Genomic DNA, 15585 nt, shown 5'->3' with positions numbered 1-15585 from the left:
TGGACTGCGGGCAGCAAGGCGCCATTGGCTTGGTCGCTCGACTCTGATCAACATTAGAGAGGCCTTTCGACGGCCCTCCAGGAATCGGGTTTCACAGATGATTTTCGATTACATCATCGTCGGCGGCGGATCTGCAGGATGCGTCATCGCCAATCGCCTCAGCGCCGACCCGCAGGCGCGCGTCCTTCTTCTCGAGGCCGGTGGACCGGACAAGTCGCTGTTGATCCATTTTCCGGCCGGCTATTCGAAGCTGGTGGGGCCGCGGGTGAGCTGGGAGTTTCGAACCACGCCCCAGAAAAACGTCAACAATCGAGAAATGCACTATCCTCAAGGCATGACGCTTGGCGGCGGCAGTTCGATCAACGCCATGGTCTACATCCGCGGCAACAGCAACGACTACGACCAATGGGCCAAACTCGGGAACGAAGGCTGGGGCTACGACGGCTGCTTGCCGTATTTCGTTCGCGCCGAATCCAACCAGCGCTTTACCCTTCCCTATCATGGCAATGACGGACCTCTGGCGGTTTCCGATCAAGTCAGTCCGCTACCGCTGACGGATATATTTGTTCGCGCCGCCCAGCAGGCCGGCCATCCCTTCAACCCTGACTTCAACGGCGCCAGGCAACATGGCATCGGCTACTATCAAGTCACGCAACGGGATCGCCGGCGCGGCAGCGCAGCAGTGTCATACGTTCATCCGGTGCGGCATCGCGCCAATCTTACCGTGATCACGCAGGCTAGAGTGCTGCGCGTGATTGTGGAAAACGGCCGCGCCACAGGCGTGGAATATGCAGTCGGCTCGTCAAGAACGCCCCAAGTAGCCAATGCCGAACGCGAAGTCGTCGTCTCCAGCGGCGCGATCGGGTCGCCGCGCCTGTTGTTGTCGTCGGGCATCGGTGAGGCAGACGAACTGTCGGCGCTCGGCATCAAGCCCGTGCATGATCTCAAGGGCGTCGGCAAGAACCTGCAGGACCACCTGGACGTCTATGCCGTGGCGACCCTGAAGGATCCGATCAGCTATGACGGGCAGGACCGTCTTTTGCCGATGATCCGGAATGGGTTGCAGTACCTGCTCTATCGCACTGGACCGGTCACCTCGAATGTCTGCGAGGGCGGCGCCTTCCTGTCGACCGACGGCAATGACGACTGGCCCGACAACCAGATGCATTTCCTGCCAGCCTACGTTGTCGACCATGGCCGCAAGAAGATCGTCGGATCCGGCATGACGCTGAACACCGCCTATTTGCGGCCGGATGCGCGCGGCTCAGTCAAGCTGGCTTCGAACGATCCGCTCAAGGCACCGCTGATAGATCCCAATTTCCTCGGTGTCGATGAAGACCTGCGCCGGTCGATCGCTTGCTTCAAGCAGGCCCGCGAGATCTTCGCCCAGTCGGCGCTCGATCGGTTGATTGAGCGCGAATACATGCCTGGCAAAGACCTCAGGAGCGATGCCCAGATCGCCGACTATGTCCGCGAATGGAGCAAGACTGACTACCACCCCGTTGGCACTTGCAAGATGGGCAGCGACGATATGGCCGTCGTCGACACGCAATTGCGGGTACGCGGACTGGAGCGCCTGCGTGTGATCGATTCGTCGATCATGCCGACGCTGGTGAGCGGAAACACCAATGCCCCGTCTATTATGATCGGCGAGAAAGGCGCGGCGATCATGCTCGCCGGCAAGGTGGTCTGACCGGACGGGCCACCCCGGCATCCCTGCCGGAGGTGGCCCGCGTTGGATCTGTCAGGGGTGCAGTTCGACGGCCAGCCATATGGCATCGGTATCCGAAAAATAGCGGTGCCACGGATAGGTCCACTCGTTCTTCCCAGTCACCAAGCAGAACGCTTCATGCGTGTAGCCGGGCGACATTATGACGTCCTCGTAGATCGTTTCTGAATCCCGCTCGCGGAACTTCTGCATTCTTCCGAAGCCATGGATCTGCGTGTGCGTCTCGAGAAAAGGATGCTCGTTATGAATGAAGCCGTCGGTCTGGGCCGGTGCCCACCAAAGCTTTAGCTTGAGTTCGAAGGATTGCCGGGCATCGCCGCCGGCGCTCTCACGCGTGAAGGTGCGCGGGTCCTCTTCGACGGTACCAATATTGTCGATTGACGACACGTAGAGCGGGTTTTGACGGGGAAAGCCGGCATACAGGTCACCGAACCAAGTCCAGCCGCGGTGCATGACACCACCCAGGTTCTCGGTCTTGTCGATCCTGAGCACGGCAATGAGATCCGCCTCGAGCACCTTCTTGTCCAGGACAGTCGTCGACCGCCAGGGCTGGATCGGGGCGTTGACGACACCCTCGATCCATATTGTCTGCGGGCTGAGGTTGACAACAATGCCGCGAACGTCGAGCGCCTCGACATCCTCGTAGAGAACCGCCGAGATGTGCTGGTCGGCGAAGTTGAGTGGGCGCGATCGATTTTTTTCGGCGGTCAAGGCATTCTCCTGCATGATTAAAAAAGATACCTTGACCTTAAATTAGATCGATGCAATTTTCAACCTACTTCTCGGCATACGACTGCGCTTCGCGCCTTTTGAGAGAGTGACCCGCCTCGCGCTGCGCGTCGGATAAACTTCAGGAGACAATTGATGAAGCCAATTAAAGTGGCAGTGCTTGGCGCGTGTGGTTGGATGGGGCGGGTGCACTCCAACGCCTATGCCGCAATGACACGGCAGTTTCCAGCGCTCGGCGCCGAGGTCGTCATCAAATGGCTCGTCGACGACAACGAAGCCGGCGTTCGCGAGGCGGCGCGGCTTCTCGGAGTCGAGCGTGTCGGCCGTGACTGGCGTGAGGCGGTTACTGACCCGAATGTCGATCTCATCGACATTTGCCTGCCGGACGCGCTGCATTTCGAGGTTGCCAAGGCAGCGCTTCAGAACGGCAAGCACGTCTATTGCGAAAAGCCGTTCACCGACACGGGCGCCGAGGCCGACGAACTGGTAGCGTTGGCCGAAAAGGCCGGAGTCATCACGCGCGTCGGGCACAGCTTTCCCATGAATCCGGCTCACCAGCTGGCGAGAGAAATCATCCGGTCGGGAGAGATCGGCGACATCACCATGTTTCACGGCACACAGCACGTCGACAGCCACGGCGACCCGCGAGCTCCGTTCATCTGGCGCCTGGACGGTGAACTCGCCAGGACGGGGATCGTCGGAGATACAGGATCGCATGTGTTCAGCTTCATCGATTACCTGGTCGGAGAGGTCGATGAACTGGTTGCGCACTGCCCGATCGTTTTCGGGGAGCGTCCCGATGTTCCCGGGGCCACCTATGGCGGACAGGCTGCGGCTGCCGTGACCGGCAAAACCCGGAAGGTCACCAACCCAGATGCGGGCTTCCTCATCTGCCGGTTCAAATCTGGAGGCATCGGCACTGTCGATTTCAGCAGGATCGCAACCGGCAAGCGATTCACCCAGCGCTATGAGATCTACTGCACCAAGGGCTCGATCACTTACGACTATGACCAGATCACCCGGCTGAACGTCTTCAAACTCAGCGACATGCCGGGCCAGCAAGGATTCCGCGCCATCGATGTAGGGCCGGAGCATTCTGACTATCGAAGCTTCCTGCCTTTGCCGAATTTCGGACTGGGCTACAATGAGATCAAGATGCTCGAAGCTAGCAAGGTGATCGCCTCGATCGTGTCCGGACAGCCAGCTTGGCCGACATTCGGTGATGCCAAACGCATCGTCGCGCTGGTCGATGCATGCATGGCATCTCATGCATCTCGCCAATGGGAACGGGTGCAGAATTGATCGCAGCATCAGCCGGCTTTCGCACATCTTGCAACGGAGGAAACTGATGTCATCAGGTCCTAATCCCCTCTCGCTTGTCGGTCTGGATCACGTGGTCTTGCTCGTTGACGACATGACTGCCGCGCTAGCTTTCTATAGGGGCGTCCTCGGCTGCCAGCCCGGCTATGCCTATCCGGAACTCGGCATGGAACAACTGTGGTGCGGCGCCTCGCTCATCGTGCTGCTGGACACCACCAATCCAGGCGCCCAGGATGCTATTCCGCCAGTCGTCGGCGGCCGCAATGTTGACCATGTCTGTGTCGCGACCGGACCGTTGGATCATGAGGCGGTGCGCCGACACTTTGCGCATCATGGCGTGCAGATCGAGCGCGAAGCGTTTCATGGTGGCGCCCGCGGAATGGGGCATTCCTTCTACGTTTTCGACCCGTTCGGCAACAAGATCGAAATCAAGGGACCGGCAGTCTATCCGGATGGTCGTACTCGGACCACGGCCACCTCGGCTTTGGATGACTCCGACCCACGCTCGGGCTGATGTCGGCGGCGAGGATCTGTTTCAGCGCTGTCCACGCACCCACCAGGCCTGGCGCCCACCGAAGTAGAACTGAACCGTCTTTAGTTCCGTGAATTCCTCGACGCCGGCGCGGCCGTTCTCTCTCCCGATACCGCTTTGTTTGTATCCGCCAAACGGTAGCTCGGCCGGCCCCGAGGAGTAGGTATTGACCCAGATCGTCCCGGCCTGCAGCCTACGCGTCATGCTGACGGCGCGCTCGTAGTCTGACGTCCAGACAGCGGCCGAAAGGCCAAAATCCGTCTGGTTGGCGATGGCGACGGCTTCGGCGGCTGTGTCGAAAGGGATCACGGAGAGAACAGGCCCGAAAATCTCGCTGTTGGCCACCTCGGTCTGCGGGTCGACGCCTGTCAGGATCGATGGATAGATGTAAAGACCGTCGCTCGACGGGATCCTTCCCTCGCCGAGAAGCACGTCGGCGCCACTTTCCCTCGCCCGCGACACGAAGCCGACGATCTTGTCCAATTGGGCCGGACTGATGATCGCTCCGATCTGTGAGTCCGGATCAAGGGGATCGCCGACCTTGACGGACCGGGCGCGCTTCAGGACGCGCTGCACGAGTTCGTCGTGGACACTGCGTTCGACGAGCAGGCGCGCGCCACAGTTGCAGCTTTCTCCGGCGTTCTTGAACGCCCCTTCGATGATGGCGTCCGCCGCCTCCTCGAGGTTTGCGTCAGCGAAAACGATCTGCGCGTTCTTGCCGCCGAGCTCGAGTGATACTTTCTTCAGCTGCTGTGCGGAGGACTGGACGGCGACCTTGCCGACGGCGGTCGATCCCGTGAAAGAGATCATGTCAACGCCGGGGTGGTCGAGCATGCGGTGGCCGGCCGGCCGGCCATGGCCGGTGACGATGTTGACGACCCCCTCGGGCAGCCCTGCTTCTATCAGCAATTCGCCCAGGATGAGGGTCGTCGCCGGTGTGAATTCGCTCGGCTTGACGACTGCCGTACAGCCGGCAGCGAGGGCGAAGGGCAGCTTCTGCGAGATGATAAGCAAGGGAAAATTCCACGGCGTGATGATTGACACCACTCCGATGGGCTCACGCATGACGTTGGCGATCAGATTCGGCCCAAGGTTGTTGTGGCTGTCCCCGTGCAAAGTCCGCGCCACGCCGGCGCAGTAGTCCCAGAGATTTGCCGACCAGTCCATTTCGGCGCGCGCCTGGGAGATGACCTTGCCGCTCTCCAGCGCTTCCAAAAGTGCGATCCGGTCGGCATTCTGCCGGATCAGTTCGGCGGTTCGCGTCAGGATGCGCGCCCGATGTTCAGCTGGCATATAGGGCCAATGTCCAGTGTCGAAGGCTGAGCGGGCTGCGGCAACCGCCTGGTCTACATCCTCCGATCCAGCCTCGGGATAGATGCCGACCTCCAGTCCATTCCCGGGGGAGCGTCGCGAGAATGTCTCGCCGTTCAACGCTTCCGCCCATTTGCCGCCTATCAGCATTTTCATCCGGTGCGGCCGCTTCGGCAGGTCGGGTCGGAGGTATGGCGTAATTCCAAGTGGGTGAATCGCATCTGTCACGGAAGTTACTCGCGGGCTGGATCGTGGAAGTGAAACCACAGAGGGGCGGGATTGCTCCCGCCCCTCTGAGCTCAGTATCGATCAAAGACCGGCGAGGCCGGACTTCAGCTGCACGACGGCATCCTGCGCCGTCAGCGACGGATTGTTGGCGAAAGAGCTGATCACGTCCTCAAAGACGCCCCGCACTTCCCGCGACTGCGCGTGGTTCTGCGCCAGCGACGCTAGCACATTGCCCTTCTCGGACGCCGCGGCGCGATCGGCGATGGCAGCCTGGCCGCATTCGTCGAACGCCTTCGGGTCGATATCGGTCCGAGCCGGGATCGAACCTTTGCGGATGTTGAACTCGGTTTGAACCGCTGGATCCATGGTCAATCGCGCCATCTCCATCTGCGCCTTCTTGGCAGCCTCGTCTTTGACCGGGAAGAAACCCCAGAAATCCGCAAGGAACACATAGATGCCTTCCGTGCCGGGCGCGGGAGCGCAGATGTAGTCAACGTTTGCCTTCTTGCCAGCTACGGTGAATTCGCCCTTCGCCCAGTCGCCCATCAATTGGAAAGCCGCCTGGTTCTCGATCACCATCGAGGTGGCAAGGTTCCAATCGCGGTTCGCTGCATTGGCGTCGGCGTAGCTCAGCACCTTGCGGAAGGCATCGAATGCCTTCACCATGGTTTCGCTTTCCAGAGCAGCCGGATCGAGTTCGGCGATCGCCTTCTTGTGGAATTCAGCGCCACCCGTAGCGACAAGAATGTCCTCCCACAGCATGAATTCCTGCCAAGGCTGACCGCCATGGGCTAGAGGCTGAACCCCATCCGCCTTCATTTTGTCGGCCAGAACGAACCATTCGTCCCATGTCGCCGGGATCTTGCCACCATATTGGTCAATGATCTTCTTGCTGACCCACATCCAGTTGTGACGGTGCTCGTTGAAGGGCACGCCGACATAGACGCCATTGTACTTGGCGAAAGCCTGAAGCTCGGGCGCCATGACGGTGTCCCAGTTCTGCTCGGCGGCGATATCGGAGAGATCCCCAAGAAGGCCCTCTTCCGAATAGCTGCGGATCTGTTCGCCGTGCATCTGCATAGCAGCAGGGGGATTGCCGGAAGCAACGCGGGCCTGCAGAACCTGCAGCGCGTTGGTGCCGGAGCCACCCGCGACAGCGGAATCCTCCCAGCTGATCCCGTCGGACTTCAAGGCATCCTTCAGAACGTTCAAGGCATTCGCCTCACCACCCGACGTCCACCAGTGCATCACTTCTACCTTGCCGTCGGCAAGCGCCACGCCGACCGACGCCAGAGCAAATACGGATGCAGCGGCCAACCCAAGCATCTTCGTTTTGTTGATAACTTTCGGTGTCATTGCCAGTCTCCCATTGGGTTACCGTCCCCACGTCGTCGAGCGGCCTGGACGGACAGCCGCCGAAGCCGCTTATGCGGCCACGCATTCTCGCAGTTTGATTGTATCGATCTAATGTTGATCAAAACAAAGCCGAGCCCGAGTTCCTCCATCGATCCGGCACATTCCAACCCGCAGCAATTGCCCGCACTAATCGCAAAAATCGCCAGCGTCGGCCTCATCGATTGGGTCCTCTTGTCGACACTCCGGAGGGGACGGTAGCATGCTGATTAGATCGATACAATAGGTGTGTGTTAGCCGAATTGGCCGTCGGCCAGTCACGTGTGGACTGCAACGATCTTGCCGCAAACCTGTCGAGATCCGAGACCGCCTCGTGCTCTATCACCAATGTCGAGGCGGCGGTTGTCGTCAATGCGCTTGAGATTAGCGCCGTCCAATCAAGGACACCGTGGCCGACATCGGCCCAGCCCTCCTCGCCCGGATTTTCATTCGGCTCCGCAATGTCCTTCACGTGTAGAGACACGATGCGGGACCCGAAGCGGTTCATCCAGGACGCCGGATCACTGCTGCCCTTGATGGCCCAGGCAACGTCGAACTGCCACCCGATATCTGGCGCTTGTTCGAGCAGGATCTGCATCGGCAGACCGCCGTCCGCCGCGTGCGCGAACTCGAATTCATTGTTGTGCCAAGCGAACGACAGGCCTTCGGCTACAATCGCCTCGCCGGTCGAAGCGATCCGGCGGGCCATGTTTTTCCATTCGGGGGTCGTTCGGGGCCGTTCGGCCGTGTCGATATTGGGTCCGATAACGGTCGAGATGCCAACTTCACGACAGACATCCGCGACCCATCGCACATCCTTCAGATGGTTGAGCCCGAAATGTCCGGTCGGCATGATGAGGCCATTTTCGCGCAAAAGTATCGCGAGCCGTTGGGGATCGTCATAGCAGTCATCATACCCTTCAACCGCCGTGTATCCATGGCCAGCGAGCCGCGGAAGGATTTGATCCAGGGGCCCAAACCGCCTAGCCGTGAACAATTGGAACGAGATTATAGTCATTTATCGATCCTTTCGGTGGCCTGTACGGATGCTCGTCGCCTCAGCCTCGGGCACCGAAATCGTCGGCATGGGCTACACGCAGGGCCGGACCGCGATCGTCAGCGATGGGAACTGACGGCAGGAGATCGGAAGGCGCCAACAGCAACGCCGTCGCACCGCCGCCGACGACAATCACAGCGAAGTTATGCTGCTATTGGCATTGCCATCTCAGGCGATGCGCTGTTCGGTCTGCGGATCGAACAGCAGCGCCTTGCTGGTGTCGATGCTGAATGACATCGGCTTCCCGACAAGACCGGCGCCGGGCCGCAGCCGGGCTATGGCATCGATCCCGCCAAGACTGATGATCGCCAGATTGTCAGAGCCGGTAGGCTCGATCACCTCGATCCTGGCCTCGAATCTGTAAGGGGTTGCGCCATCGTAATGAGTACCCGGTTCCGTAATGATTTCGGGCCTCGCGCCAAGGATGATCTTGCGGCCCAAGTATTGCGCCGTAGCCGGGGTGGCCCGCCCCATCGGAACTGTCAGCTTGGCACCATTTTCGCGAGTGGTTTCGACTGCCACCTGCCCGCCGTTTTCGAGCAATGTCCCGGGAATAAGGTTCATTGGTGGTGAGCCAATGAAGCTCGCAACGTACAGGTTCTGCGGTCGATCGTAGATCTCCTGCGGCGATCCAACCTGCTGGATCCGCGCCTGACGCATAACGACGACCTTCGTCGCCAGTGTCATGGCTTCGATCTGATCGTGCGTCACATAGACGATCGTCACACCTAGTTTCTTGTGAAGCTTCTTTATTTCGGTTCGCATCTCGACGCGCAGCTTCGCGTCGAGATTGGAAAGCGGCTCGTCGAACAGGAAGACCTTGGGATCGCGCACCAGCGCACGGCCCATGGCCACTCGCTGGCGCTGCCCGCCAGAGAGCTGGCTCGGCCGCCGGTCCAGCAACGCTTCGAGCTGAAGCATCTTGGCGACCCGGTTCACGGACTCGGCCTGCTGCGGCTTCGGCACCCTCCTGACCCTCATGCCGAAGGAGATGTTTTCCCGAACCGTCATGCTCGGATAAAGCGCGTAGGACTGGAAAACCATCGCGATGTCGCGGTCTTTGGGATCGCGGTCGTTTACCACCTCGCCATCAATCCGGATCTGCCCCTCAGTGACGGTTTCCAACCCGGCGATCATATTCAGAAGGGTCGATTTTCCACATCCTGAGGGTCCGAGGAGCACGAGAAACTCGCCAGATTCCGCCTCGATGCTCACGCTCTCCAGCGCTTGGTAAGCGCCGAAGCGTTTCGAGATGTCCTTGATAACAAGTGAAGACATGGCACTAACCTTTCACGGAACCGGCGACCAGGCCGCGGATGAAGTAGCGTCCGGCGAAGATGTAGATGACCAGGGTGGGAAGCGCGGCCATGATCGCCGCCGCCATCTGGACGTTGTACGGACGCTCACCGGTCGAGGTGTTCACGATGTTGTTGAGAGCGACCATGATCGGCGCGTTGCGTCCGTAGGTGAAGGATGCGCCGAACAGGAAGTCGTTCCAGATATTGGTGAACTGCCAGATCACCGACACGATGGCGATGGGCGCCGAGATGGGCAGCAGGATGTGATAGAAGATCCTGAAGAAGCCGGCCCCATCCACCCGCGCGGCTTTTACCAGATCCTGCGGAATGGAGACGTAGTAGTTTCGAAAGAAAAGGGTCGTGAACGGCAGCCCATATATGACGTGGATCAGGATCAGACCCCACAGGCTGCCTGAAAGCCCCAGCTTTCCGAGCACTGTCGCCATCGGAATTAGTATCGCTTGATAGGGTGTGAAACATCCGAACATGATCAGGCCGAAGACGAGGCGATGTCCGGGAAAGGCAAACTTGGTCAGAGCAAAGCCGTTCAGCGCGCCGAGCAGCGTCGAGATGGTCACGGCAGGCAGCACCATCAGGAAAGTGTTGGCATAGAATCCGCGGATGCCTGGACAATCGACACCGACACAGGCCTCCGTCCATGCGACACGCCAAGGCTCCAACGTCGGGGTCCGAGGCAGCGATATCAGATTGCCTTCGCGAATCTCGGACATGTCCTTGAGCGACGTAACGATCATCACGAACAGCGGCATCAGATAGTAGGCCGCGAACAGGATCAGGATGCCGTAAATGAACATCCGGCCGAGTATGCGTGATACTCGAAAGCTGGGCGCCCGGGCCTGTCGGGACAAGATTGCTTCAGCGCTCATTGCGGGCCTCCCGACGAAGTTCCGAGTAGATGTACGGGACCATCACCGCCGCGATGGTCATGAAGATCATCATCGCGCTCGCCGCGGCGAGCGCCATGCGGTTTCGGCTGAAGGCGAATTGATACATGAATGTCGCCGGCAGATCGGACGAGAAACCGGGGCCTCCGCCGGTCAGCGACACGACCAGGTCGAACGATCGAACCGCTTGATAGGTCAGGATCACGAGCACGGTCAGAAAGACTGGCCGCAGGATGGGAATGACGACTGCGCGGTATATCAGCCAAGGTCCGGCGCCGTCGATGCGCGCCGCCTTGATGATCTCCTGATCGACGCCGCGCAGGCCCGCGAGAAAGATCGCCATGGCGAAGCCGGAACTCTGCCAGACGGCGGCGATGACCAGCGTGTAGACCGACATGTTCGGGTTAACGACCCAGTCGAACGAGAAGCTCGTCCACCCCAGATCACGAACCAGCTTCTCTATACCCAGACCCGGATTGAGAATCCACTTCCAGGCGGTTCCGGTGACGATGAAGGAGATCGCCATCGGATAAAGATAGATCGAGCGGATGACATTTTCGGCGCGGATGCGTTGGTCTAGAAAGATAGCGAGCAGCAGGCCGAGCCCGACGGACAGCGAAATGAACAGCCCGGCGAAGATCACGAGATTGCTGACGGCGACATGCCAGCGATCCATCGACCACAGGGCGAAATACTGATCTAACCCAACGAAGTCGTACTTCGGCGCCAATTTCGACGACGTCATCGAGATCACGAAGGACCAGATCGCAAAGCCGTAGACGAATACGCTGAGGATGAGGAGAGAAGGCGACAGCACAATCAGCGACATCAGCCGCGCCACTCCGAGCCTCCAGCGGCTTGGTAGTCTTTCGGTTCGCGCCACCTCGGCGCCGCTATACAGTCCAGTCAATATCCCTGCCATTACGGCCTCCCATTTGTCATTGTTTGGCCTTGGATCGATCTATTACGTGCCCCGCTTACTCCCGCCCGGTCTCGTCTGAAATCGAGCAGTCGCGGACGCTGTCATCGCGACGGTTCTCGAAGTGCAGCAGAATCCGCGAGGCTTGAGAGGCAACTCCTTTGCTTCTGCTTCTCTAAAAGGGATTCTGCCGTGCGGCCTGAACGCAATGAACGATTTTCGCCTTCCGATGCCCCCTGATAAGAGAATGCCGGTGCGCGGGGGTCTAATCTCCGCGCACCGGCGAAGCCGTCGTTTCAGGGAGGAAGAACGACGGTTATGGAATTAGAAAGCACTTCCCTCTTGGTGTTTGGGCCTGTTCCTTTCGGAGTATTCGGCGACGGGACATCCGACCTTCCAATGTCGAAGGTGGCCAGCCGTGTCCCGCGCGTCGGCATTCCCAGCATACTCAACGACATAGGCATTTGAGATGCGCTACAAACTGTCCACCGTACTTTCCTCCCTACGTAATTAGATCGATCTAACCGACCTTGGCCAAATTTGCAATTGTTTTCTGAACAGCGGCTCAAGAGTCGGTTGAATGCTGGTCGGACTGCTGGTGATATTTCCTAGCTTAGGAAAAGGCTGCATCTGCTGCACCGAAAAGGCATCAGCAAGATTCGGTACCGTTCTCATTCAGTCTAGTTGGAGCTGATGAGGGCCTTGGAACCACGGTGATTGCCCTACTTTCGTGATCTGTCGATCGGCATGCTGACTGAACTTGTCACGATCAACACCCGGTTCTCCGCCATTAGGATGTCGACAGGATGTCGACTCAAATTCGGATCCGCTGGTCCAGCTAGTGGTAATAAATATCTAGCCGGTTCAGATCGTATGCGGATTCTGCAATTCCCTTGAGAATCGCCGCGCGCTTGCCCGACGCTCGAGCAGCGGCTGACGTCGTAAGGGCCAGGGCACGGTTCGGGCCGTGCTTGTCGACCAAGCGGCGCGCAATTTCATGAACCCTCACAAGATATCGCAGCCGCTGGGATGCGCGGTCTAGTAGCAAACGCATGCCAATCTTGGGCACCTCCAACGGGCCTTCGCGTGCGTTAAGTTGCATTTTTCATTCCTTGTCGCCGATGTATATTGGCTCGATCTAATCGGTTCCGCCAACTTTTTTCAATTTCGCACAACAGGGTTTCCTGAACCGATGTTGCGCACGCTGCGCGAAGTACCGCTTCAGGTGCGCCACTTTGGAAACGGCATCATGGCCAAGTTGCGCTCAGCCGGACCGCGCCAACCGATACGGCTGCGCACCTCCCGCAATATCGTGGCAAACAGATTGGCGAGCGTGCTTGACGCTTTGGCCGCGTCTGATTGCGTCAGCCGAGCTGGATCATTTCGGAGCCGTCGCCGAGGAATTGCAACGCCTCGCGCGGGATTGACGGGTCGCCACGGTCGAGCACGGTCAGTGCGTCGAGGTGCTCGCGCTTGAGCAACCCAGGTCCCCGGTAGTGCAGCGCCACTTTGGTCGAGTAAGGCTGGCGGAACATGGTGGCCGCGATGCCTGTGGCAATGCCGAACATGAATTTCGATGAGCTGCGCTTGACCGGCGCATAGACGCCGAAGGTCAGCTCGTTACGCTGAATGCCTTCGAAGTCGGCGGTGAAAAGTCGGCCGGCGACCGGAAAGACGAAGCCGTAATATTTGAAGACATATTCCGTCTTCGTCGGATCGTCGTAGCTCGGAAACCGCTCAATATAGTAGTGCTGCAGGAACTGGTTGTTCTTGTAGATGCAGAACGCCGAGCGCAGGACGAACCCCTTGTAGATCGACGAGTACTGGTAGCGGTCCCAGACGCCAAGGACCTCCTTCTGGTCGCCGCTCGATTCGACGATCATCGCCTCGACGAACTTGTTGAGCTCGGGCGAACGGCGCACATTTTCCATCGCGTGGAAAAAATTGCCCTCCACAAGGGTGCGGAACTCGTCCGGCTGCGAAAACAGGATCGGCACGCTGAGACCGAAGTAATTGGCGATCAACCGCAGGTTCTGCGGCGAGGGCATGTGCAGCCCGGAAAGATATTTGTTGAATTGCTGACGATTCAGATTGATCTTCCGGCAGACGGCGGAGATCGAGCCGTGACGCTCGCAGAGCAGGCGCAGGTTGGCCGAGAAGTGGGCCACCTGGTTTTCGTCGTGTTCCATCGACCTCGCCCGCTTTAAGTCACATGTCGCATATGTTGCGTCATGTCGCGTCAATATTCAAGTCTCTGCGAAATTGTGCGCCAACGACAATTTCCTGAAACTCTGCCTCGATCCTGCTGCCGGGTGCCGAGCCATCGACCCGCCGGCCACGCGAAAAACGAGGTAGAACCGATGAATTTGACGGGCGGACAAATCGTAGCACGAGCGCTGAAGGAGTATGGCGTCGAATATGTCGCCGGCGTCCCCGGCCACGGCATCTGGTCATTGTTCGACGCGTTTCTCGAGTCCGGCTCGCAGATCCCGTTCATCCAGGTCATGCACGAGCAGAGCGCCGTCCACATGGCCGACGGCTATTTCCGCGCTTCGGGCAAGCCGATGGCGTGCTCGACCTCGATCGGCCCAGGCGCGACCAACACCATCATCGGCTTAGCGACCTGCTACACCGACTCCATTCCGGCCTTCTACGTTTCGGGCGGTCCGGCGACGCACATGAAAGGCCACGGCGTCATGCAGGAGTTGGAGCGCCAGCAGGAGAACGCGTTTCCGCGCATCACTGAGCAGGTGACAAAGCGCGTGTACAAGGCGGGCCGCGTCGACGAACTGCCCTTCATCATGCATCGTGCCTTCAACACAATGCTGTCGGGCCGTCCCGGACCGGTGCATGTAGAAGTGCCAATGGACCTTCAGACCGAAGCGGCCGACGTCACCATCCATCCGCTCGCTTCGCGCATGGCGGTCGGCGTGGCCTATCCCGATCCCGTTGCTGTCGAGAGGGCGGCAGCGTTGCTGCTATCGGCAGAGCGGCCGGTCATTATCGCGGGCGGTGGCGCAATCAGCTCCAATGCCTCGGAGGCGCTTCTTGCGCTGGCCGAGAAGGTCGGGGCGGCCGTCTCCTCGACCTGGAATGGCAAGGGCGCCTTCCCCGAGGATCATCCGCTGTCGATCGGCGCCGTCGGTCAGACCGGCACAGCCTGCGGCAATCAGATCACCGCCAGCGCCGACGTCGTCATGTCGGTCGGCTGCCGCTTCACCGACTGGTCGTCGTCGAGCTATCGCAAGGGCGCGTCCTTCTCTATCCCGCCCGGTAAGCTTATCCATATCGATCTCGACCATCATGAGATCGGCAAGAATTACCCGACCGAAGTGGGCATCGTCGCCGACGCTCGGGCCACGCTTGAGGCGCTGCTGGCGCTTATTTCAGACCAGCAGTCGAGCCGTGTGCTCGGTCGGCGCGACCGCTTCCATGCCGATATCCGCAAGGCCAAGGCAGAATGGGAAGAGATGCTGGCACCGCGCCGCGACTCCCACGAGAGCCCCTTCACCTCGCAGCGGCCGCTCGGCGCGCTGCGCAAGGTGATGCACCGCTCGGGGATCATCCTTGCCGGGTCGGGCAACACGCAGGGGGCCGTCAAGCAGACGTTTCCGGTCTATGAACCGCGAACGCATCTTACCTCAGGCTCGTTCTCCCCGATGGGATGGGCAGTCCCGGCGGCACTCGGCGCAAAGCTGGCGCAGCCCGACCGCCAGGTCGTTGCAGTGGTCGGCGACGGCGATTTCATGATGTCACTGCCGGAAATGGGCACGGCCGTCATGAACGACATCCCAGCCGTATTCCTGGTCCAGAACAACCGCGGCTACATGTCGATCCGCGGCGGCCAGCGCAAGTTCATGGGTCGCCATGTCGGCAGCGAGTTCAACCACCACAAGGGCAACGGCGAACCCTACACCGCCAACATCGCCGAAGTGGCCAAGAACTTCGGCATGGAAGCCTGGAAGGTCGATGACTCGGCCGATCTGGAAAAGACGCTGAATGCTGCACTCGATTCTAACGCGCCGGCGCTGGTCGAGGTCACGACCTCACGCGATGCGGCCGGGCCGTTTGTCACCGGTTGGTGGGATTTCCCGTCGCCCGCCTACTACGAGAAGGAGCAGGCGGAATACGCCGCCGGCCGCGAACTCGAACAGCATATGTGATT

General features: G+C 59.7%; 13 protein-coding genes. 4 read left to right on the top strand and 9 right to left on the bottom strand.

The features are described from left to right. The first annotated feature begins 97 nt into the window (after nt 1-97). The gene (locus A9K68_RS12665) at nt 98-1693 is read left to right on the top strand and encodes a choline dehydrogenase (protein ID WP_245430152.1); all 1596 of its coding nucleotides are present in this window, start codon (nt 98-100) and stop codon (nt 1691-1693) included. A gap of 51 nt (nt 1694-1744) precedes the next feature. Here the strand turns inward: A9K68_RS12665 and A9K68_RS12660 are convergent, their stop codons facing one another. Further along, on the bottom strand, nt 1745-2440 hold the full coding sequence (locus A9K68_RS12660) for a hypothetical protein (protein WP_245430153.1): 696 nt from the start codon (nt 2438-2440) through the stop codon (nt 1745-1747). A 153-nt stretch (nt 2441-2593) separates the two neighbouring features. Between A9K68_RS12660 and A9K68_RS12655 the strand changes: the two genes are divergently transcribed. Then, the gene (locus A9K68_RS12655) at nt 2594-3760 is read left to right on the top strand and encodes a Gfo/Idh/MocA family oxidoreductase (RefSeq protein WP_065010851.1); all 1167 of its coding nucleotides are present in this window, start codon (nt 2594-2596) and stop codon (nt 3758-3760) included. A gap of 46 nt (nt 3761-3806) precedes the next feature. Next, nucleotides 3807-4292, top strand: a complete 486-nt coding sequence (locus tag A9K68_RS12650; RefSeq protein WP_065010850.1) for a VOC family protein — start codon at nt 3807-3809, stop codon at nt 4290-4292. 21 nt (nt 4293-4313) lie between these two features. On the opposite strand, the gene A9K68_RS12645 is transcribed toward A9K68_RS12650, so the two are convergent. The 8 genes from A9K68_RS12645 to A9K68_RS12610 form a co-directional block, all read right to left on the bottom strand. Further along, complete coding sequence (locus A9K68_RS12645) at nt 4314-5777, bottom strand: aldehyde dehydrogenase family protein (protein WP_065010849.1); 1464 nt, start codon at nt 5775-5777, stop codon at nt 4314-4316. A 153-nt stretch (nt 5778-5930) separates the two neighbouring features. Continuing rightward, nucleotides 5931-7205, bottom strand: coding sequence for an ABC transporter substrate-binding protein (locus A9K68_RS12640; protein ID WP_082982627.1), 1275 nt, complete (start codon nt 7203-7205; stop codon nt 5931-5933). A gap of 214 nt (nt 7206-7419) precedes the next feature. After that, nucleotides 7420-8259: a sugar phosphate isomerase/epimerase gene (locus tag A9K68_RS12635; RefSeq protein ID WP_082982626.1), complete on the bottom strand. Its 840-nt coding sequence runs from the start codon at nt 8257-8259 to the stop codon at nt 7420-7422. 207 nt (nt 8260-8466) lie between these two features. Continuing rightward, nucleotides 8467-9576 (bottom strand): sn-glycerol-3-phosphate ABC transporter ATP-binding protein UgpC, encoded by a 1110-nt coding sequence (ugpC, locus tag A9K68_RS12630; protein WP_065010847.1) that lies wholly within the window; start codon nt 9574-9576, stop codon nt 8467-8469. Between the two features lie 4 nt (nt 9577-9580). Further along, nucleotides 9581-10483, bottom strand: coding sequence for a carbohydrate ABC transporter permease (locus tag A9K68_RS12625; RefSeq protein ID WP_082982625.1), 903 nt, complete (start codon nt 10481-10483; stop codon nt 9581-9583). Then, nucleotides 10473-11423 (bottom strand): sugar ABC transporter permease, encoded by a 951-nt coding sequence (locus tag A9K68_RS12620; protein ID WP_082982624.1) that lies wholly within the window; start codon nt 11421-11423, stop codon nt 10473-10475. Before A9K68_RS12620 ends, A9K68_RS12625 begins: the two co-directional genes overlap by 11 nt. Before the next feature lie 835 nt (nt 11424-12258). Beyond that, nucleotides 12259-12522, bottom strand: coding sequence for a hypothetical protein (locus A9K68_RS12615; RefSeq protein ID WP_065010844.1), 264 nt, complete (start codon nt 12520-12522; stop codon nt 12259-12261). 262 nt (nt 12523-12784) lie between these two features. Continuing rightward, nucleotides 12785-13609, bottom strand: a complete 825-nt coding sequence (locus A9K68_RS12610) for a helix-turn-helix transcriptional regulator (protein WP_065010843.1) — start codon at nt 13607-13609, stop codon at nt 12785-12787. A 171-nt stretch (nt 13610-13780) separates the two neighbouring features. Between A9K68_RS12610 and A9K68_RS12605 the strand changes: the two genes are divergently transcribed. Continuing rightward, nucleotides 13781-15583: a thiamine pyrophosphate-binding protein gene (locus tag A9K68_RS12605; RefSeq protein ID WP_065010945.1), complete on the top strand. Its 1803-nt coding sequence runs from the start codon at nt 13781-13783 to the stop codon at nt 15581-15583. Nucleotides 15584-15585 lie beyond the last annotated feature (2 nt).

Source organism: Mesorhizobium sp. AA22, assembly GCF_001672375.2.
GTDB lineage: Bacteria > Pseudomonadota > Alphaproteobacteria > Rhizobiales > Rhizobiaceae > Mesorhizobium > Mesorhizobium wenxiniae.
The sequence above is the reverse complement of the archived record's forward strand: the minus strand, read 5'-3'. Positions and strand labels throughout refer to the sequence as shown.